The organism is Streptomyces sp. A1136 (genome assembly GCF_004795055.1).
In the GTDB taxonomy this organism is placed as follows: domain Bacteria; phylum Actinomycetota; class Actinomycetes; order Streptomycetales; family Streptomycetaceae; genus Streptomyces.
Genome location: NZ_SSBJ01000002.1, coordinates 249,399 through 268,852, shown reverse-complemented (window position 1 = coordinate 268,852; position 19,454 = coordinate 249,399). Strand labels below are relative to the sequence as shown.

Genomic DNA, 19,454 nt, shown 5'->3' with positions numbered 1-19,454 from the left:
CGTGCGGCGGATCGTCTCGCTGGTCCCGTCGCTGACCGAGGCGGTGGCGGTCAGCGCCCCCGGCCTGCTCGTCGGGGTCACCGACTGGTGCTCGCGTCCCGAGGACCTCGGGGGAGCGCTGCGGATCGGCGGGACGAAGAACCCCGACGTGTCCGCGATCGTCGCACTGCGCCCGGACCTCGTCGTCGCCAACGAGGAGGAGAACCGGGCCCCGGACCTGGCGGCCCTGCGGGCGGCCGGGGTGCGGGTGCTGGTCACCGAGGTCCGCTCGCTGCCGCAGGCCTTCCGCGAGCTGGACCGCCTGCTGGTCGAGGCGTTGGGGTCGGCGCGTCCGGGTTGGCTGGACGACGCCGAGAAGGCGTGGGCGGCGGTGGAGCCCGCGGACGCCCTGCGCGCCGTCGTACCGGTGTGGCGGCGACCGTGGATGGTCCTGGGGCGGGACACCTTCGCCGGGGACCTGCTGGGCCGCCTCGGGGTGCGCAACGTCTTCGCCGGGCACGCCGAGCGATATCCGCGGGTGACGCCGGCCGAGGCGGACGCCGCGGGCTGCGATCTGGTGGTCCTGCCGGACGAGCCGTACCGGTTCACCGCGCAGGACGGCCCCGAGGCCTTCCCGGGCCTGCCGGCCGCGCTCGTCAGCGGTCGGCACCTGACCTGGTACGGGCCGTCGCTGGTGGAGGCTCCGACGGTACTGGCGCGGGCCCTGCGGGCCGCCCGTTAGCGGGGCAACAGCCGGCCCGAGAACAGACCGCGCAGGGTGTGCCCGGCGGCGAGGAACCAGGTGGTGAGCAGGGTCAGGAACAGGGCGCAGGCCAGCCACGAGAAGGCGGTCAGACCGGTGTGGCGGGCCAGCCCGGCGGCCCCGGTCACACAGGTGCCGACGGGGAAGGTCAGCGCCCACCAGGTCATCGCGAAGCCCATGCCGGCCCGGGCCGCCCGGAGCAGCATCGCGGCGGCGAGGGCCAGCCACAGCAGGGCGAATCCCAGCACGGGCACGCCGTACACGACGGCGAAGGCGCCGAACGCCTCCGCGTAGGGGGCGCCGATCGACAGGGGGGCCACGTCGGCGAGCTGGTTGACGGCGGTGGTCGACTGACCGAGGGGGCCGAGGACCAGGAACAGCGTGGGGGTCAGTACCAGGGGCAGCGGCCCGCTCACGAGCAGGCGGCCGAACACCAGGGGCAGCACCGTCAGGGTGGCCAGCAGGCTGAGGCCGAACATGGCGTAGCAGCCCAGCAGCATCGCCTCGCGGGCCTGGCCGGCGGGCAGGTGGGGGATGAGCAGGGGGCCGAGGGCGGCGGAGACCATCGGGGAGACCAGGGGCAGCAGCCACACGGGTGTGGCCTGCCGCGGCTCGACCTCGTGCCGCACCACCATCAGGTAGGGGATCAGTACGGCCGTCAGCAGCCCGATCGCGGTCCCGGCGGTGTACAGCGCCGCGTCGGCGGCGACGGCCGCGCGGATGCCGACGAGGTCCTTGCCGACGATCACGGCGCCGGCGCCGACGGCCAGCAGGGCCATGGCCAGGCAGCCGTAGAAGGGCGCGACGGCGGGGTCGCGGAGGTGGGCGCGCGCCTGGTCGCGGTGGTGGAGCCAGTGCCCGGCGCGGGCGGTGAGCAGCACGGCGAGGGCCGCGGCGGACAGTGCCCAGACGAGCCGGCAGGCCACCGGTTGGCCGGGGAGCTGGTACGGGAGGGTGGCGCCCGCGTTGGCGACGATCGCCGTGCCCATCACGGAGGCGTACCAGTTGGGGCCGAGGTGCCGGAGCGCGGGGGCCTTGTGGGCGCGCGGCTCGGTTTCGGTGGCGGTGCGGGGTCGCACGAGGGTGGTGACCATGGTCCCAGCCTCGCGTCGGGGCGGGGTCGGGGGCAGGGGGTGGTTTCGTATGAGGGCATAAACTGCATTTATGGGTAACGAGGATTGGGTGCCGCTGGCGCACCGCGTGCCGGACCTGGGCGCGCTGGAGCTGCTGCTGGCGGTCGCGCGGGTCGGCAGCCTGAGCGGGGCGGCCCGCCGGCTGGGGATCACCCAGCCGGCGGCGAGCAGCCGGATCAGGGCGATGGAGACCCGGCTGGGCGTGGCCCTGGTGGACCGCTCGCCGCGCGGATCGACGCTGACCGCGGAGGGCGCCCTGGTCACGGACTGGGCCCGGCGGGTGGTGGAGGCGGCCGAGGCCTTCGACGTGGGCGCTCAGGCGCTGCGCGGCCGGCGGGACTCGCGGCTGCGGGTGGCGGCCAGCATGACGATCGCGGAGTACCTGCTGCCGGGGTGGCTGATCGCGCTGCGGGGGCAACGGCCGGGGACGGCGGTGTCCCTGCACGCGGGGAACTCGGCGCTCGTCGCCGAGCTGGTCCTCGCGCACGACGCGGACCTGGGCTTCGTGGAGGGGCTCTCGGTACCCGACGGACTGGACGCCGTGGTCATCGCGCAGGACCGGCTCGTGGTGGCGGTCGCGCCGGGGCACCCCTGGGCCCGGCGCTCGCGGGGGGTCGAGGCCGCGGAACTGGCGGCGACCCCGCTGATCCTGCGCGAGCGGGGGTCGGGGACCCGGCAGGTCCTGGACGCGGCGCTGGCCGCGTCCGGGGGGTCGGCGCAGCCGCTGCTTGAGCTGGCGTCGACCACCGCGGTGAAGTCGGCGGCGCTCAGCGGGGCGGGGCCGTGCGTGCTGTCGGAGCTGGCGGTGGGGGACGAGCTGGGGTCCCGGCGACTGGTGGAGGTCCCGGTCGTCGGGGCGGGGCTGGCGCGGGCGCTGCGGGCCGTCTGGCCGACGGGCGCCCGCCCGGCCGGTCCGGCCCGCGACCTGCTGTCGCTGACCCGGGCGCGTTCCTGACCACCGGCCCGAGCCGACCACGGCCGGCCGGAACCCGTGTTCGCCACCGTGACGGTACGGGCGGACAATGGAGGCAGTCGGATCCGAGGAGGCGCGTGATGCGCAAGATGATCGACTGTCGCGAATTCCCGAGTGAATCGAACTGCAGCCTCTTCATGTCGGGCGAGGAGGCGGAACTCGTCCGCGCCGCGGAGGAGCACGCCGTGTCCGTGCACGGGCACACGGCGGGCCCGGAACTGCGCGAGCAGCTCAAGACGGCCATGAAGGACGAGGTCCCGCAGCACGCCTGAGTCGTCAGACGACGAGGGCCGGGACGGTGGCGGCCGCATCCACCAGGGCCGCCATCACCCTTGTGTCCCTGTCGCGCTCCGGGTGCCACTGCACGCCCAGCACCCACCGGTCCGGGTCGGGCAGTTCGATCGCCTCGATCGTGCCGTCCAGCGCGTGTGCCGAGACCACCAGCCCCTCGCCCAGCCGGTCCACCGCCTGGTGGTGGTAGGTGGGGACCTCCGCCTCCTGCGGGACCAGTGACGCGTAACGGGTGCCGTCGACGGGGCGGACCGGGTGCCACGAGGTGACGCCCGGGGTGTGCACATGACCGTCGATGTGCTGGATCAGGGTGCCCCCCAGGGCCACGTTCAGCGCCTGCATGCCCCGGCAGATGCCGAGCAGCGGGGCGCCGGAGTCCAGCGAGGCCCGGATGAGCGCGAGCTCCCACGTGTCGCGGACCGTCGCGGGCGCGCCCGTACGGGGGTCGCGCGGGGCGCCGTAGTGCACCGGGTCCACGTCGGGGCCGCCCGCGACGACCAGACCGTCCACCCGGCCCAGCACCTCCGCCGCCCGGGACGGGTCGTCCGGGGGCAGCAGGACGGCCGCCCCGCCCGCCGCCTGGACCAGTTCGTAGTACCCGGAGGGGACGAGGGACGTCGCGAGGTCCCACACGCCGTAGCGGGTGGACTCCTCCACGTAGGTGGTGATGCCGATGAGCGGCCTGGGCACGTTTCTACCTCCGGGTGGACGGGAGCCGAGTCGGCGTCAGGATTTCAGTCACGGGTCAATTCCGCCTCGGCTTCGGCCAGCGCCGCGAACTCCTCCTCGGGCGCGGAGGCGACGAGCCGGTGGCGACTGTAGAAGGCGAAGTAGGCGAGGGCGACGGCGTAGACGGCCAGCGCGATGAGGGCCGCGTCCTTGTCCACCAGGAAGGTGGCGACCAGGGCCGACAGGGCCAGGACGAAGGCCACGGACGAGGTGACGGCGCCGCCCGGGGTGCGGTACGGGCGCTCCAGACCCGGCTCGCGGCGCCGCAACACGATGTGGGACAGGGCCATCAGGGCGTAGGAGATGGTCGCGCCGAACACCGCGATGTTCAGCATGCGCGGGCCGTTGCCGGTGGCGGCGGCCAGCGCGAAACCGATCGCGCCGGGGATCAGCAGGCCCAGGTACGGGGCCTTGCGCTTCGAGGTGAGCGACAGGAAGCGCGGCAGGTAGCCGGCCCGCGAGAGCGCGAAGAGCTGGCGGGAGCCCGCGAAGATGAGCGAGAAGAAGGAGGCCACGAGCCCGGCGAGACCGGCGTAGTTGACGAAGGTCTTGAGCCAGGACAGCCCCGCGTCGCCCTCCAGCGCGACGACCAGCGGGTTGCCCGCGTCCTTGATGGCGTCCGCGCCGCGCGCGCCGGTGGAGGCCAGGAACGTCATCAGGGCCAGCAGGACGAGGATGCCCATGGAGATCGACAGCGCGCGGGGCATGGAGCGCACCGGGTCCTTGGCCTCCTCGGCCGCCAGCGGGACGCCCTCCACCCCGAGGAAGAACCACATCCCGAAGGGGAACGCGGCCCAGATGCCGAGGAAGCCGAGCGGCAGCCACGAACTCGCGCCGGCGGCCGAGGTGTCGACGGCGATGTCGTCCAGACGGGCCGGATCGAACTCGGTGAACGCGCCGAGCGCGAAGACGAGGAGGGCGAGCACGGCGACGGCGGTGACGACGAGCGAGAAGCGCAGGGCCTCGCCCACCCCCCACAGGTGGATGCCGATGAACACGGCGAAGCAGGCGAGGTAGACGGGCCAGCCGGAGGTGAGTCCGAAGAGGTGGAGGGACTCGACGTAGTCGCCGATGAAGATGGAGATCGCGGCGGGCGCGAGGATGTACTCGATGAGGATGGCGGTGCCGGTGAGGAAGCCGCCCCAGGTGCCCAGCGCCCGGCGGGCGAAGCCGTAACCGCCGCCCGCCGTGGGCAGGATGGCGGACAGCTCGGCCAGCGAGAACACCAGGCAGGCGTACATCGCGCCCATCAGGGCGGTGGCGATGGCGAGGCCGCCGAACCCGCCCTGGGCGAGGCCGACGTTCCAGCCGGAGAAGTCCCCCGAGACGACGTAGGCGACGCCGAGGCCCGTGAGCAGCAGCCAACCGGCGCTGCCGCGGCGCAGCGTGCGCCGTTCCAGGTACGTGTCGCCGGCCTCGGGGGCCTTGGTGGGTCCGGGCGCGGCGGTCAGCCGGGCCTCGATGTCGTCGGCCATGTGCGCTCCTGCCTGGGGCAAGGTGGTGCAACGGGTGGTGGGGTGGCGCGTGCGAGGGTGGTCAAGGCAATGGTTGTGAGGCGTACCTTTGCGTCATGTGGGTGGAACGCGCAAGTCCCCCGCGTTAAACAGGCGTTACGAAACCCCCTCGACCCGGCGCCGCCGCCGACCGTTCACGCCAGGAAGCCCCGCAGCAGAGCGGCCGTGCCGCAGCAGTGCTCGCGCATCGTCTCGCGGGCCGTGTCCGCGTCCCGCTCCAGCACCGCCTCGACGAGCGCGGTGTGCTGCTGCTGCGAGTGCTCCAGGTTGCGCACCAGCAGCGGGATGCAGTCCAGCAGCTCGTTGACGGTGGCCCGGACCGCGGCGTACTGGGCCGTCAGGGTGGGGGACCCGGCCAGTTCGCACAGGGTGAGGTGGAACAGGGTGTCCTGGCGGCGGTAGTCCTGGAGCGGGGCGTCGTGGGTGGCGGCCAAGGCGGCCAGCAGCCGTTCCGTCCCCTCCTCGGTGAGCCCGTGCGCGGCGCACAGCCCCGCCGCGCCCACCTCCAGGACCTCGCGGAACCGCAGGGCGTCCTCGATGTCCACCCGTGCGACCCGACGGCGCAGCTCCCGCTCCGCGCCGTCGGCCGGTGTGTCGGGGCGGGCCAGCACAAACGTTCCGCCGTACCGGCCGCGCCGGGCCTCCACCAGCCCCTGGTCCTGGAGCACCTTCAGCACCTCGCGCAACGTGACCCGGCTGATGCCCATCCGCTCCGCCAACTCCCGCTCGGGCGGCAGTCGTTCCCCGCCCGGCACCAGCCCCAGTCGGACCACCTGGAGGATCTGCTCCAGCGCCTCCTCGAAACCGTTGCCGGCCCGCACCTGCCGCAGCACGGGATTCAACCGCGCGATCGCGTCGCCCTCGCCCGCCGTGTCGGTCATCTGGGCTCCACCCCTTCCCAAGCAATGGTTCTGTTCAATACCTTAGGCCCACTCGGCTCACCGAAGGAGAGATTCCAGTGGTAGACCGCAAGCCGCCGCTCGCGCCCGAGGAGCTCCGCTCCCTGGTCGCGGACGGCGAGATCGACACAGTCGTCCTGGCCTTCCCCGACATGCAAGGGCGCCTCCAGGGCAAGCGGTTCGCCGCACAGTTCTTCCTCGACGAGGTCCTCGCCCACGGCACCGAGGGCTGCAACTACCTGCTCGCCGTCGACACCGAGATGAACACCGTCGACGGGTACGAGATGTCCTCCTGGGACCGCGGCTACGGCGACTTCGCCATGCACCCCGACCTCGCCACCCTGCGCCGCATCCCGTGGAACCCCGGCAGCGCCTTCGTCCTGGCCGATCTGGCCTGGAACGACGGCACGCCCGTCGTCACCGCGCCCCGGCAGATCCTGCGCCGCCAACTGGAGCGCCTCGCCGAACACGGGTACCAGGCGATGGTCGGCACCGAGCTGGAGTTCATGGTGTTCAAGGACACCTACGAACAGGCTTGGAACTCCGGCTACCGCGGCCTGACCCCCGCCAACCAGTACAACATCGACTACTCGGTCCTCGGCACCGGCCGGGTCGAGCCCCTGCTGCGCCGCATCCGCAACGAGATGCAGGCCGCCGGTCTGGTCGTCGAGTCCGCCAAGGGCGAGTGCAACCTCGGACAGCACGAGATCGTCTTCCGCTACGACGAGGCGCTCACCACGTGCGACCAGCACTCCGTCTACAAGACGGGGGCCAAGGAGATCGCCGCCCAGGAAGGCGTCTCGCTCACCTTCATGGCCAAGTACGACGAGCGCGAGGGCAATTCCTGCCACATCCACCTCTCGCTCGCCGACGCCGACGGACACAACGCGATGGCCGGGGACGGCCCCGACGGCATGTCCACGGTGATGCGGCACTTCCTGGCCGGCCAACTCGCCGCGCTGCGCGACTTCTCCCTTCTCTACGCCCCGAACATCAACTCGTACAAGCGTTTCCGGCCCGGTTCCTTCGCCCCGACCGCCGTCGCCTGGGGCGTGGACAACCGGACCTGCGCCCTGCGCGTGGTCGGTCACGGCCGCTCCACACGCTTCGAGAACCGCCTCCCCGGCGGCGACGTCAACCCCTACCTCGCCGTCGCCGGACTGGTCGCGGCCGGGCTCTACGGGATCGAGAACCGCCTCGAACCGCCCCAGGCCTGCACCGGCAACGCCTACACCGCCGACTACGCGCACGTCCCGAGCACCCTGCGCGAGGCCGCGGAACTCTGGGAGAACAGCGAGATCGCCAAGGCCGCCTTCGGCCCCGAGGTCGTCGCCCACTACCGCAACATGGCCCGCGTCGAACTGGACGCCTACGACTCGGCGGTCACCGACTGGGAACTGCGCCGCTCCTTCGAACGCCTGTAACCCCCTGGAGAAGTCTGTGAGGCACCACGTGTCCGATGTGTTGGCCCCTTCCGCCCTGCGCGTGCTGAACCCGGCCACCGAGGAACTCGTCGCCACCGTCCCGACCGCCACACGGGACGACGTCGACGCGGCCGTCGCCAGAGCCGCCGCCGCGCAGCGGGGCTGGGCGGCGGCGGCCCCCGCCGACCGGGCCCGGCTGCTGCGCCGCTTCGCCGCCGTGGTGGACGGACACATCGAGGAACTCGCCCTGCTGGAGGTCCGTGAAGCCGGCCACACCATCGGCAACGCCCGCTGGGAAGCGGGCAACGTACGCGACCTCCTCGACTTCGCCGCCGGGGGAGTCGAACGGCTCTCCGGCCGCCAGATCCCCGTCGCCGGCGGCATCGACGTCACCTTCCTCGAACCCCTCGGCGTCATCGGCGTGATCGCCCCCTGGAACTTCCCCATGCCGATCGCCGCCTGGGCGCTGGCGCCGGCCCTCGCCGCGGGCAACGCCGTCCTCCTCAAACCCGCCGAGACCACCCCCCTCACCGCCCTGCGCCTGGCCGAACTGGCCCTGGAAGCCGGGATCCCCGAGCACCTCTTCCAGGTGCTCCCCGGGCCGGGCACCGTCACCGGCGACGCGCTCGTGGACCACCCCACAGTCGCGAAGATCGTCTTCACCGGCTCCACGGCGGTCGGCAAGCAGATCATGTCCAAGTGCGCCGACCGGGTGAAACGGCTCACCCTCGAACTCGGCGGCAAGAGCCCCAACATCGTCTTCGCGGACGCCGACATCGAGGCCGCGGCCGCCGCCGCCCCCATGGCCTTCCTCGACAACACCGGCCAGGACTGCTGCGCGCGCACCCGCATCCTCGTCCAGCGCTCCGCCTACGACCGGTTCCTCGAACTCGTCGCCCCCGCCGTCGAAGCCGTACGCGTCGGCGACCCGACCGACGAGAAGACCCAGATGGGCCCGCTCATCTCGCGCGCCCAGCTCGAACGCGTCCGCGGATACGTCACCGACGACCTCACCGCCGTCCGCGGCACGGCCCCCGAGGGACCCGGCTTCTGGTACCCGCCGACCCTCGTCACGGACGTCGCCCCCACCGCGCCCGTGGCCGTCGAGGAAGTCTTCGGACCCGTCGCCGTCGTCCTGCCCTTCGAGGACGAGGAGGACGCCGTACGCCTGGCCAACGCCACCGATTACGGCCTCTCCGGCTCCCTGTGGACCCGTGACATCGGCCGCGCCCTGCGCGTCTCGCGCGCCGTCGCCGCCGGGAACCTGTCCGTCAACTCCCACAGCAGCGTCCGCTACTGGACCCCCTTCGGCGGCTACAAGCAGTCCGGCCTAGGCCGGGAGCTCGGACCCGACGCCCTGACCGCATTCACCGAGACGAAGAACGTCTTCATCAGCACGGAGGCCTGAAAACCCATGTCCAGTCGAGTGAACGAAGAGATCGTCTGCCGCCGCCTGGTCGGCCGTACCGCCGTCATCACCGGCGCCGGCAGCGGCATCGGCCTCGCCGCCGCCCGCCGCCTGGCCTCCGAGGGCGCCCACGTCGTCTGCGGCGACATCGACGAGACCGCGGGCAAGGCCGCGGCCGAGGAAGTCGGCGGCACCTTCGTCAAGGTCGACGTCACCAGCCCCGAGGAAGTCGAAGCCCTCTTCAAGACCGCCTTCGACACCTACGGCTCCGTCGACATCGCCTTCAACAACGCCGGCATCTCCCCGCCGGAGGACGACTCCATCCTCACCACGGGCCTGGAGGCCTGGAAGCGCGTCCAGGACGTCAACCTCACCTCCGTCTACCTCTGCTGCAAGGCCGCGCTGCCCTACATGCGGCGCCAGGGCCGCGGCTCCATCATCAACACCGCCTCCTTCGTGGCCGTCATGGGCGCCGCCACCTCGCAGATCTCCTACACCGCGTCCAAGGGCGGCGTCCTGGCCATGTCCCGCGAACTGGGCGTGCAGTTCGCCCGCGAGGGCATCCGCGTCAACGCCTTGTGCCCGGGACCCGTCAACACCCCGCTGCTCCAGGAGCTGTTCGCCAAGGACCCCGAGCGGGCCGCCCGGCGCCTGGTGCACATCCCGCTCGGCCGGTTCGCCGAGCCCACCGAGATCGCCGCCGCCGTCGCGTTCCTCGCCAGCGACGACTCCTCCTTCGTCAACGCCACCGACTTCCTCGTGGACGGCGGAATCGCCGGCGCGTACGTCACCCCCCTGTAGGACGCCCGGGCCCCCACGCCCGTCCCGTCCCGCACCCCCGACAGCCGGGCGTCGCACGACGCCCGGCTGTCGTGCTCCGGACCGTCCCCCGTACCTCCCGGTGTTCTTCGCAGAGCAGGAGCGACCCCCATGACCCGACCCACCCGCGCGCGCCGGCTCCGGGCCGCGGCCGCCGCCCTCACCCTCGCCGCCGGCGCCCTCGCGGCCACCGTCCCCACCGCCCAGGCCGTGCCCGGCGCCCGCTGCGCCACCCCCGAGGTCGCGGGCGGCTGGTACGGGGAGAACCGGGAGCGGCTCCAGCGCCTGATCGACCGGTACGCGCGGTGCGCCCCCTACCGGGCCGCCCGCGCCAAGCCCGTCGCCGTCTTCGACTGGGACAACACCGTCGTCAAGAACGACGTCGGGGACGCCACGATGTACTGGATGCTGCGCAACGGGAAGATCCGCCGGCCCGACACCGGCGACTGGGCGTCCACCAGCCGCTACCTCACCCCGGCCGCCGCCTCGGCCCTCGCCGACGCCTGCGACGCCCTGGCCCGCCCCGGCGCCCCGCTGCCCACCGGCACCCCGTCGGGCACGGCCTGCGCGGACGAGGTGACGGCCGTCTACGGCACCGCCGCCACCCGGGCCGGCGCACCCGCCTTCACCGGCTGGGACCACCGCACGGTCGAACCCGCCTACGCCTGGCTCGCCCAACTGACGCAAGGGCGGAGCGCCGCCGAGGTCCGCGCCTTCGCCGCCGCCGCCCGCGCCGAGAACCTCGCCGCGCCCGTAGACGCCACACAGCGGGTCGGCAGCGCCACCGTCACCGGCTGGGTCCGCTACTACGACCAGCAGAAGGACCTCATCGACGTACTCCGGAAGGCCGGCTTCGACGTGTGGATCACCTCTGCCTCGCCCCAGCCCGTCGTGGAGGTCTGGGCGAAGGGCGTGGGCGTCGCCGCCGACCACGTCATCGGCATCCGCAACACCACCGCACCCGACGGCAGGTTCACCACCCACCTCAAGGGCTGCGGGTCGGTGCCGGACGGCGCGGACACGATGATCACCTACATCGACGGCAAGCGCTGCTGGATCAACCAGGAGGTCTTCCACGTGCGCGGAGCCGCCGCGCAGAAGATCGGGCCGGCCGCCCGGCGACAGGTCTTCGCGGCGGGCGACTCCGACACCGACGTCTCGTTCCTGAGCGACGCGACCGCGCTGCGGCTCGTGCTGAACCGGAACAAGGACGAACTGATGTGCCGCGCCTACGACAACGGCGACGGCGCGTGGATCGTGAACCCGATGTTCATCGAGCCCAAGAAGCGCAGGATCGCCCCGTACCCCTGCGCGACGACGGGCTACGTCGACCACGACGGCACGCCCGGCCCCGTCCGCCGCGCCGACGGGAGCGTCGTCCCCGATCAGACGGACTCGGTGTTCCCGCCCGCGGCCGTCAGCCCGTGACCTTGGCGGCGAAGGCGTCCAGATTCGCCTCGGCGCGCGCCACCCGCTCCTCCAGGGTCAGCGTCTCCTCGTAGCCGCGCGTCCGCAGCTTCGGCTGCCGCTTGCCCCGCATGTAGAGGGAGCAGGCCAGGTCGGCGCAGACGTACGTCCCCACGCTGTTGCCCTCCCGGCCCCGGGCCCCCGCCAAGGGGGCGACGAGGAGGGCGACGCCGGAGGAGGCGTGCCCGGTCAGGCATATCTGGCAGATGCTGGACTTGAAGGCGCCCGCCCGGTTCGCGCCGGGCACCCGCAGGGTGATGCCGACGGGGGGACCGTCCGTCCCGGGACGCACGATGTGGGCGCGCAGCGGCGCGCCGGGATCCACCCAGCCGAGGAAGTCCAAGTCGTCCCAGGGCAGTTCGGCGAAGTCCAGGGGCAGCTTCAGCCGGGCCGCCTCGCCCTTGCTGCAGTTCACGAAGGACGAACGGATCTGTTGTTCGGTGAGCGGGTCCATGGGCGGCAGGTTACGTGCCGGTACGGAGCCGGGTCATCCGATATTCCCCCCGGCCCCCCTCCTGGTCCGTCGCCGCCGTTCGCGGTCACAGGAAGGTGCGGCCCTCGCCCCGGTAGGTCGCGGCGGTGGCCGTCACCCGATCGCCCTCTACCAGGTGCAGGGCGTCGAAGCGCTCACACAGCTCACCGGCCTTCGCGTGGCGGAACCAGACCCGGTCCCCGATCAGCAGGTCGTCGGCCGGGCTGCCCAGCAGCGGTGTCTGCACCTCGCCCGCGCCCTCCTGCGGGTCGTAGCGCAGCCCCCGCGGCAGGTACGGCTCGGGCAGCCGGTCCGCGCCGGCCGCGCCTGAGGCCGGGTAGCCGCCGCCCAGCACCGTGACCACGCCTACGCCGGGCCTGCGGACCACCGGCTGGGCGAAGAGCGCGGCCGGCCGGCCCCGGAAGGAGGTGTAGTTGTCGAACAATCGAGGCACGTACAGCCCCGATCCGGCGGCGATCTCCGTGACGGCATCCTCGGCGGCGGTCTGCTGCACGCTGCCGGTGCCGCCGCCGTTGACGAACTCCAGGTCCGGGACGACGGCGCGCACGGCCCGTACCGCCTCGGCGCGGCGGGCGGCGAGCTCCTTGCGCGCCGCGGCCTGCATCAGCCGGATCGCCCGGGAGCGCAGCGGGCGTCCCGCGAGGAGGTCACCGACCCCGGCGACGTGGCCCTCGTAGCCCATCAGCCCCACCACCCGGAACCCCGGCCGCGCGCTCACCGCGCGGGCGAGCGCCGCGAGCTCGGCAGGCTCGCGCAGCGGCGAACGGCGGGCTCCGACGCGGACCCTGCCGCCGAGCAGGCGCAGCGAGGTGTCCAGCTCCAGACAGACCCGGATCTCCTGGGCGCCGCCGTCGCGGGAGCGGTCGATCAGGTCCAACTGCGCGGGGTCGTCGACCATCACGGTGACGGCGGAGGCGAGTTTCGGGTCGTCGGCGAGCTCGGCGAAACCGGCGCGGTCGGCGGAGGGGTAGGCGAGGAGCACGTCCTCGAAACCGGAGCGCGCCAACCAGACGCTCTCCGCCAGGGTGTACGACATGATCCCGGCGAACCCGGGCCGGGCCAGCACCCGTTCGAGCAGCGCCCGGCAGCGCACGGACTTGCTGGCCACGCGGATCGGCTTGCCGCCGGCGCGGCGGACGAGGTCGTCGGCATTGGCGTCGAACGCCTCCAGGTCGACGATCGCCAGCGGGGCGTCGAGGTGGGCGGTGGCCGCGTCGTACCGGGCACGGTCGGAAGTCATGGCCGCAGCCTGCCACGCGGGTGTACCCGCGGGTAAGGGGTCGGCCGCGCTCCATGGGGACGTCCCACCATCCGGGACGCCGCCGGCCGGCCCGCGCGACCTCGTAGAGTACGGACGAAGGCCGCAGCTGACGAACGGGGGGCCGAGCCGCCGGATGACGACGTCCACACCGCTGCCCGCGGACCTCGCCGAGCCCCGACCGGGGGCGGGTACCGGCCGCCGGAGCCCCGCCCGTGTCACCGCCGCCGTGCTCTGCGCGCTGCTCGGCACCGGCCTCACCGCCGGGGCCGCCGCCACCGCCTGGAACGACCACCGCACCGCCCACCGCCCCCCGCCGGCCCGAGCCGCCTACCACGCGGCCGCGTCGCTGTGGCGCGACGCCCCCGTCGACCGCCTCTTCCCGCCCGTGCTCGACGGACCCGGCGACGGTCCCGGCGGCGCCGACCGGACCTGGACCAGGATCGCCCTCGCCCCCGACGCCGACTGCGGCCCCGCCGCCCTGGGCGCCGACTGGCGGGCCGCCCTGGCCACCACCGGCTGCGCCCGCGTCCTGCGCGCCACCTACACCGACTCGACCCGCAGCTCCCTGGTCAGCGTCGGCCTGGTCTTCACCACCGCCGACCCCGCCACCATGGACGGGCTGCGCGGCCGACTCCCGGCCCCCTCCGGCTACGGCTTCGCCGACCCGCAACGCGCCACCTGGGCCGCGGGCGTCGTCCCCGGGGCGCCGGCCGTCGTCTACGCCGTCTCCGCCTTCGCCGACGGACGCGTCCAGGACGCGCCCCAGCCGGCCGAGGAGGCCGCGCGGCCCGCCGCCACCGGGGCCGCGGCGCAGGCGGGACTGGGGTACGAGGCCAAGGCGGTCGCCGGGCGCCTCGAACGCGCCGTCGAGGACCTCGCCGTCCCGCCGGCGCCGCACCGCACGGACCCGGAGTCCGCCCGATGAGCCGAACCCGTACCGCGACGGCCCTGACCGTCGCCGCCCTCGTCACCGCCGCCACCGCCCACCCCGCGAGCGCCGACACCGTCCGCGACCACCAGTGGGGCCTGCTCACCCTGCGCGCCGAAGAGGCCTGGGGCACCACCCAGGGCGAGGGGGTCACGGTCGCCGTCGTCGACACCGGCGTCGACGGCAGCCACCCCGACCTCACCGGCCAGGTACTCGACGGCGCCGACCTCGTCGGCATGGGCGCCGGCCGGGGCGACCGCGCCTGGGCCCGCCACGGCACCGCGATGGCCGCCATCATCGCCGGGCGCGGCCACGGCCCGGACCACGCCGACGGTGTGCTCGGCGTCGCCCCGCACGCCAAGATCCTCCCGGTCCGGGTGATCCTGGAGGAGAGCGACCCCGGCCGGGCCAAGGCCCGCGACAGCAAGGCGGGCGCCCTCGCCGAAGGCATCCGCTGGGCCGCCGACCACGGCGCCGACGTCATCAACCTCTCCCTGGGCGACGACAGCGAATCCGCCCACCACGAGGGAGCCGAGGACGAGGCGGTCCAGTACGCCCTCGGCAAGGGCGCGGTGGTCGTCGCCTCCGCCGGCAACGGCGGTGAACACGGCGACCCCATCTCCTACCCGGCCGCCTACCCCGGCGTGATCGCGGTCGCCGCCGTCGACCGAAAGGGCCGCAGGGCCGACTTCTCCACCCGCCACTGGTACGCCACCGTCAGCGCCCCGGGCGTCGACGTGGTCAGCGCCGACCCCGACCGCAGCTACTACGAGGGCTGGGGCACCAGTGCCGCCGCCGCCTTCGTCTCCGGCACGGTCGCCCTGGTCAAGGCCGCCCACCCCGGACTGTCCCCGGCCCAGATCAAGAAGCTTCTGCGGGACACCGCCGCGGACGCCCCGGCGGGCGGACGCGACGACGCCCGCGGCTACGGCACCGTCGACGCCGTCGCGGCGCTCCACGGCGCGGAGCGACTGCGCCCGGAAGCCCCGCTGCCCACGCCCGTGGCGGCCGGACGGCCCTACTTCGGCCCCGGCCCGGAGCGGGCCGCCCACCCCGAGCGCCGGCCCCGGCTGGGCGCCGGGGCGGCGGCCGTCGCGGGCGTGGCGCTGCTGGGGGTGGCCGGCGTACTGGCCCGGCGTCCGCGCGTCGCTCGGCGGGATAGGGTCGGTTGATTGTGGCGAACAAGAACATCCCCGACCCCGGTTTCTCCGACGACGACGGCTCCGCCGATCCCGCCCTGAGGGCGGCCCTGGCCGCCTGGGCGCAGGACCGCTCGCGCGAACCGCAGGTACTGGCCGCCTTGAAGGGCGCCCGTCTGCTGGTCCCCGTCGTCGCCATGCTCGGCGAGGTCGAGACCGACCCCGAGACGGGCCTGAAGCGCGAGAAGACCAGCGACATGGCGGTGCCCACCCTGACCGCGGGCGACCGCCGGGCGCTGCCCGCCTTCACCTCGACGGCCTCCCTGGCGCTGTGGGACCCGGCGGCCCGCCCCGTGGCGGTCCCGCTGCACCAGGCCCTGGCGGCGGCCGCGCACGAGAAGGCCGACACGATCGTGCTGGACCTGGCCGGTCCCGTCCCGTACCAGCTCACCGGCCCCGCGCTGCTGGCCCTCGCCGAGGGCCGGACCGACCCCGACCCGCTCGCGGACCCCGCGGTGCGCGAGGCCGTGCGGGCGGCGGTGGCGGGGGAGCCGGACGTGCTGCGCGCCCACCTCGGCCCCGGGGGCGCGGGCTCCGACGGCACCCTCGCGATCGTGCCGAGCTCCGACGCGGGCGGCCCGGCCGCCGCCCGGCGGGTGGCCGAGGCACTCGCGGCCGACGAGACCTTGCGCGGCCGACTGGTACGCGGGCTGGACCTGGCCCTGCTGCCGGCGACCGCCGCGGCGCCGCCGGGGGAGCCGCTCTTCACCCGCTGAGGCCACCGGCCGGGCGCGCGCGTCGCGTACGTACGACGAAGGGCCGGGACCGCCGCGCGGCGGTCCCGGCCCTTCGGGGTCGTCGGGCGAGGGCTAGGAGTAGACCGGCCCCGTGAACTTCTCGCCCGGCCCCTGGCCCGGCTCGTCCGGGACGATCAACGCCTCGCGGAAGGCGAGCTGGAGCGACTTGAGGCCGTCGCGCAGCGGGGCCGCGTGGAAGGAGCTGATCTCGGTGGCGCTCGCGGTGACCAGTCCGGCGAGGGCGGTGATCAGCTTGCGGGCCTCGTCGAGGTCCTTGTGCTCGGAGTCGGGCTTGTCCAGCCCCAGATTGACCGCCGCGGCGCTCAGCAGGTGCACGGCCACCGTGGTGATCACCTCGACGGCGGGCACGTCCGCGATGTCGCGGGTCATGGCGTCGTAGTCGGGAGCGTCCGGCGTGGAGCCGGCCTCGGTGGCGGGGGTGGGGGTCGCGTCAGTCATGCCTCACACGATAAGCCGGGTCGCCCGGGCCGCCGACCGCCCGCTCGGGGTGAGCGGCTCTGGTGCGGAATGCTATATTGGGCTACGACCGGCCGGAGACCTGTGTCCCCGGCCCACAAGTGGAGGCTCCGATTCTCCCACCTGACCGCCTTCCGGGGCGGCGGGTCACCGGTCAGGTGGCATCCATCGTTCCGTACGGACGATGGAAAGCCGCCCGAGTCTGCGCCCCGCGGTTCGCACGCGACGGTGCTCCGGTTGTGTTGGAGCCCCTGCCTGTGTCCCGGCGGGGCTTTTTTCATATCCCGCCGAGGCCGGTCTGACGACACCAACGTCAACGGCTGTCTGCCAGGCAGTCGTGTGGTGCTACCGAGGAGGATCCATCAGCACCGAGCCCCGCATCAACGACCGGATTCGCGTTCCCGAGGTACGACTCGTCGGTCCCAGCGGCGAGCAGGTCGGCATCGTGCCGCTTGCCAAGGCGCTTGAGCTCGCGCAGGAGTACGACCTCGACCTGGTCGAGGTCGCGGCGTCCGCACGCCCGCCGGTCTGCAAGCTCATGGACTACGGCAAGTTCAAGTACGAGTCGGCCATGAAGGCCCGTGAGGCGCGCAAGAACCAGGCGCACACGGTCATCAAGGAAATGAAGCTCCGGCCGAAGATCGACCCGCACGACTATGACACCAAGAAGGGTCACGTCGTTCGGTTCCTCAAGCAGGGCGACAAGGTCAAGATCACGATCATGTTCCGCGGTCGCGAGCAGTCCAGGCCGGAACTCGGCTACCGACTGCTGCAGCGCCTCGCTTCGGACGTCGAGGACCTCGGGTTCATCGAGTCGAACCCGAAGCAGGACGGCCGAAACATGATCATGGTTCTCGGTCCGCACAAGAAGAAGACCGAGGCGATGGCCGAAGCCCGCGAGGCGCAGGCCGCCCGCAAGGCCGAGCGCCAGGGTGTCGCCCCCGCCGGCGAGGAGGAGGCTTCCGAGGAAGCCGCCACCGCCGTCGAGGCCGACGCAGACGAGGCAGTGGTCTCCGCCGAGGCCGCCTCCGACGAGGCGGACACCTCCCACGAGGCATCTGCCGAGGCCTGATCCCGAGGCAGCCCGTCTCGGAATCACCGACACAACATGACGCTCCCGTGAGCCGGTCCCCAGGACCGGCGGGAGCGCCACCGACGAGGAGATAACGGCGCCATGCCGAAGAACAAGACGCACAGCGGTACCAAGAAGCGCTTCAAGGTCACCGGCTCCGGCAAGGTGCTCCGTGAGCGCGCCGGCAAGCGCCACCTGCTCGAGCACAAGTCGTCCCGTGTCACCCGCCGCCTGACCGGCAACGCGGAGATGGCCCCCGGCGACGCCGCGAAGATCAAGAAGCTTCTCGGCATCTGATCCGCTTCCGCTCCCGTGCCGGGAGCGGGCGGTTCACGACCGGGACCCCATCTGAATTCGGGCCGTGTGAAGACACCCACGGCCCCGCTACAAGGAGTTAAAAAGTGGCACGCGTCAAGCGGGCAGTAAACGCCCACAAGAAGCGCCGGGCGATCCTCGAGGCGGCCTCCGGCTACCGCGGTCAGCGTTCGCGCCTGTACCGCAAGGCCAAGGAGCAGGTCACCCACTCGCTGGTCTACAACTTCAACGACCGCAAGAAGCGCAAGGGCGACTTCCGTCAGCTGTGGATCCAGCGCATCAACGCCGCTGCCCGCCAGAACGGCATGACGTACAACCGCCTCATCCAGGGTCTCAAGGCCGCCAACATCGAGGTGGACCGCAAGATCCTCGCGGAGCTGGCCGTCAACGACGCCAACGCGTTCGCCGCGCTCGTCGAGGTCGCGCAGAAGGCCCTCCCGGCCGACGTCAACGCCCCGAAGGCCGCTGCCTAAGGACTTGGCCGGCCGCTTGACGCAGTCGGCACCCACGGACCCGCAGGCGAATCGCCTGCGGGTCCGTGCGCTTTCGCCCCGCGCGCCGGGGCCCGCGAACCCCCGCCCGTCTCCGACCGGCCGGGCCCCCGAGGGCCCGCATCCCGCCGGAGCCGGCCCCAGGACACCCGAGAAAGAACCGCTGACGCCATGGGCACCCCCGCCGAGCTGATCTCCCCCCGGTCCCCGCGGGTGGCCGCCGCCAGGCGCCTGGCGCGGCGCAACTTCCGCACCAAGGAGCGCCGGTTCATCGCCGAGGGCCCGCAGGCGGTCCGGGAGGCCGTCGAGCACCGCGGCCCCGACGGCGCGCCGACCCTGATCGAGCTGTTCGCCACCGTCGAGGCCGCCGAGCGCTACGCCGACATCGTCGAGGCCGCGCTGCTCGCCGGGGCACGGGTGCACTACGCCTGCGACGAGGTGCTGGCCGAGGTCTCGCAGACCGTCACCCCCCAGGGCCTGGTCGGAGTCTGCCGGTTCCTGGACTCGCCGTTCGAGGACATCCTCGCGGCCGGCCCCAAGCTGGTGGCCGTCCTCGCGCACGTACGCGACCCCGGCAACGCCGGTACGGTGCTGCGCTGCGCGGACGCGGCCGGCGCCGACGCCGTGGTGCTGACCGACGCCTCCGTGGACCTGTACAACCCGAAGTCGGTCCGGGCCTCGGTGGGCTCCCTCTTCCACCTGCCGGTGGCCGTCGGCGTGCCGGTGGAGCAGGCCGTGGAGGGGCTGCGGGCCGCGGGCGTGCGCATCCTCGCGGCCGACGGGGCGGGCACGGACGACCTGGACGCCGAGCTGGACGCGGGCACCATGGGCGGGCCCACCGCCTGGGTCTTCGGCAACGAGGCGTGGGGGCTGCCCGAGGAGACGCGGGCGCTGGCGGACGCCGTCGTACGCGTCCCGATCCACGGCAAGGCGGAGAGCCTGAACCTCGCCACGGCCGCCGCGGTGTGCCTGTACGCCTCCGCGCGTGCACAGCGGGCGCCCGGAGGGTGCCGCTCCGTGACCCCCAGCTAGTAATGTGGCGGCCCGGGGACCCACCGCGGTACTCGGAGATGTGGGGTACG

At 73.4% G+C, this 19,454-nt stretch carries 21 protein-coding genes; 14 read left to right on the top strand and 7 right to left on the bottom strand.

Features of this window, described 5'->3' with window-relative positions; translation table 11 throughout:
- Position 1: 1 nt before the first annotated feature.
- The gene (locus E6R62_RS03185; RefSeq protein ID WP_136211092.1) at positions 2-721 is read left to right on the top strand and encodes a helical backbone metal receptor; all 720 of its coding nucleotides are present in this window, start codon (positions 2-4) and stop codon (positions 719-721) included.
- Here E6R62_RS03185 and E6R62_RS03180 read toward each other — a convergent pair.
- A complete protein-coding gene (locus E6R62_RS03180; RefSeq protein ID WP_136211090.1) occupies positions 718-1,836 on the bottom strand; it encodes a TDT family transporter in 1,119 nt (372 codons plus the stop codon). The genes E6R62_RS03185 and E6R62_RS03180 overlap by 4 nt on opposite strands.
- A gap of 70 nt (positions 1,837-1,906) precedes the next feature.
- On the opposite strand from E6R62_RS03180, the gene E6R62_RS03175 reads away from it, so the two are divergent.
- Both E6R62_RS03175 and E6R62_RS03170 read left to right on the top strand, forming a co-directional pair.
- Positions 1,907-2,830 (top strand): LysR family transcriptional regulator, encoded by a 924-nt coding sequence (locus E6R62_RS03175; RefSeq protein ID WP_136211088.1) that lies wholly within the window; start codon positions 1,907-1,909, stop codon positions 2,828-2,830.
- Positions 2,831-2,928: 98 nt separating this feature from the next.
- Entirely contained in the window at positions 2,929-3,120 is a 192-nt protein-coding gene (locus E6R62_RS03170; protein ID WP_136211086.1) for a DUF1059 domain-containing protein, read from the top strand.
- A 4-nt stretch (positions 3,121-3,124) separates the two neighbouring features.
- Here E6R62_RS03170 and E6R62_RS03165 read toward each other — a convergent pair whose 3' ends face one another.
- From E6R62_RS03165 to E6R62_RS03155, 3 genes are all read right to left on the bottom strand, one after another.
- Complete coding sequence (locus E6R62_RS03165) at positions 3,125-3,829, bottom strand: gamma-glutamyl-gamma-aminobutyrate hydrolase family protein (protein WP_136211084.1); 705 nt, start codon at positions 3,827-3,829, stop codon at positions 3,125-3,127.
- 44 nt (positions 3,830-3,873) lie between these two features.
- Positions 3,874-5,343, bottom strand: a complete 1,470-nt coding sequence (eat, locus tag E6R62_RS03160) for an ethanolamine permease (protein ID WP_206308629.1) — start codon at positions 5,341-5,343, stop codon at positions 3,874-3,876.
- A 173-nt stretch (positions 5,344-5,516) separates the two neighbouring features.
- Complete coding sequence (locus E6R62_RS03155; protein ID WP_136211083.1) at positions 5,517-6,263, bottom strand: FadR/GntR family transcriptional regulator; 747 nt, start codon at positions 6,261-6,263, stop codon at positions 5,517-5,519.
- Between the two features lie 77 nt (positions 6,264-6,340).
- Between E6R62_RS03155 and E6R62_RS03150 the strand changes: the two genes are divergently transcribed.
- From E6R62_RS03150 to E6R62_RS03135, 4 genes are all read left to right on the top strand, one after another.
- Positions 6,341-7,705 carry a glutamine synthetase family protein gene (locus tag E6R62_RS03150; RefSeq protein WP_136211082.1) on the top strand — a complete coding sequence of 455 codons (1,365 nt, stop codon included), beginning with the start codon at positions 6,341-6,343 and terminating at the stop codon, positions 7,703-7,705.
- A 37-nt stretch (positions 7,706-7,742) separates the two neighbouring features.
- Positions 7,743-9,113: an aldehyde dehydrogenase gene (locus E6R62_RS03145; RefSeq protein ID WP_136211176.1), complete on the top strand. Its 1,371-nt coding sequence runs from the start codon at positions 7,743-7,745 to the stop codon at positions 9,111-9,113.
- Between the two features lie 18 nt (positions 9,114-9,131).
- Complete coding sequence (locus tag E6R62_RS03140) at positions 9,132-9,914, top strand: 3-oxoacyl-ACP reductase (protein WP_136211174.1); 783 nt, start codon at positions 9,132-9,134, stop codon at positions 9,912-9,914.
- A gap of 129 nt (positions 9,915-10,043) precedes the next feature.
- Entirely contained in the window at positions 10,044-11,360 is a 1,317-nt protein-coding gene (locus E6R62_RS03135) for a haloacid dehalogenase-like hydrolase (RefSeq protein WP_136211081.1), read from the top strand.
- Here the strand turns inward: E6R62_RS03135 and E6R62_RS03130 are convergent.
- On the bottom strand, positions 11,350-11,853 hold the full coding sequence (locus tag E6R62_RS03130) for an FBP domain-containing protein (protein WP_136211080.1): 504 nt from the start codon (positions 11,851-11,853) through the stop codon (positions 11,350-11,352). The two genes, E6R62_RS03135 and E6R62_RS03130, sit on opposite strands and share 11 nt — an antisense overlap.
- An 85-nt stretch (positions 11,854-11,938) precedes the next feature.
- A complete protein-coding gene (locus E6R62_RS03125; protein ID WP_136211079.1) occupies positions 11,939-13,132 on the bottom strand; it encodes an amino acid deaminase/aldolase in 1,194 nt (397 codons plus the stop codon).
- Positions 13,133-13,286: 154 nt separating this feature from the next.
- On the opposite strand from E6R62_RS03125, the gene E6R62_RS03120 reads away from it, so the two are divergent.
- The 3 genes from E6R62_RS03120 to E6R62_RS03110 are packed head-to-tail and all read left to right on the top strand — an operon-like array spanning position 13,287 to position 15,996.
- Complete coding sequence (locus tag E6R62_RS03120) at positions 13,287-14,078, top strand: hypothetical protein (RefSeq protein ID WP_136211078.1); 792 nt, start codon at positions 13,287-13,289, stop codon at positions 14,076-14,078.
- Positions 14,075-15,253 (top strand): type VII secretion-associated serine protease mycosin, encoded by a 1,179-nt coding sequence (gene mycP / locus E6R62_RS03115; protein ID WP_136211077.1) that lies wholly within the window; start codon positions 14,075-14,077, stop codon positions 15,251-15,253. Before E6R62_RS03120 ends, mycP begins: the two co-directional genes overlap by 4 nt.
- A 2-nt stretch (positions 15,254-15,255) precedes the next feature.
- Complete coding sequence (locus E6R62_RS03110) at positions 15,256-15,996, top strand: SseB family protein (protein WP_136211076.1); 741 nt, start codon at positions 15,256-15,258, stop codon at positions 15,994-15,996.
- 93 nt (positions 15,997-16,089) lie between these two features.
- Here the strand turns inward: E6R62_RS03110 and E6R62_RS03105 are convergent, their stop codons facing one another.
- Positions 16,090-16,476: a DUF1844 domain-containing protein gene (locus tag E6R62_RS03105; protein WP_136211075.1), complete on the bottom strand. Its 387-nt coding sequence runs from the start codon at positions 16,474-16,476 to the stop codon at positions 16,090-16,092.
- Between the two features lie 355 nt (positions 16,477-16,831).
- Here E6R62_RS03105 and infC point away from each other — a divergent pair, with 355 nt between their 5' ends.
- The 4 genes from infC to E6R62_RS03085 all read left to right on the top strand — a co-directional run bounded on the left by infC (position 16,832) and on the right by E6R62_RS03085 (position 19,404).
- Positions 16,832-17,566: a translation initiation factor IF-3 gene (gene infC, locus E6R62_RS03100; RefSeq protein ID WP_136211074.1), complete on the top strand. Its 735-nt coding sequence runs from the start codon at positions 16,832-16,834 to the stop codon at positions 17,564-17,566.
- Between the two features lie 102 nt (positions 17,567-17,668).
- Complete coding sequence (gene rpmI / locus E6R62_RS03095; RefSeq protein ID WP_030012385.1) at positions 17,669-17,863, top strand: 50S ribosomal protein L35; 195 nt, start codon at positions 17,669-17,671, stop codon at positions 17,861-17,863.
- Between the two features lie 104 nt (positions 17,864-17,967).
- Positions 17,968-18,354, top strand: a complete 387-nt coding sequence (gene rplT, locus E6R62_RS03090) for a 50S ribosomal protein L20 (RefSeq protein ID WP_007263143.1) — start codon at positions 17,968-17,970, stop codon at positions 18,352-18,354.
- Between the two features lie 189 nt (positions 18,355-18,543).
- Positions 18,544-19,404, top strand: a complete 861-nt coding sequence (locus tag E6R62_RS03085) for an RNA methyltransferase (protein ID WP_136211073.1) — start codon at positions 18,544-18,546, stop codon at positions 19,402-19,404.
- Positions 19,405-19,454 lie beyond the last annotated feature (50 nt).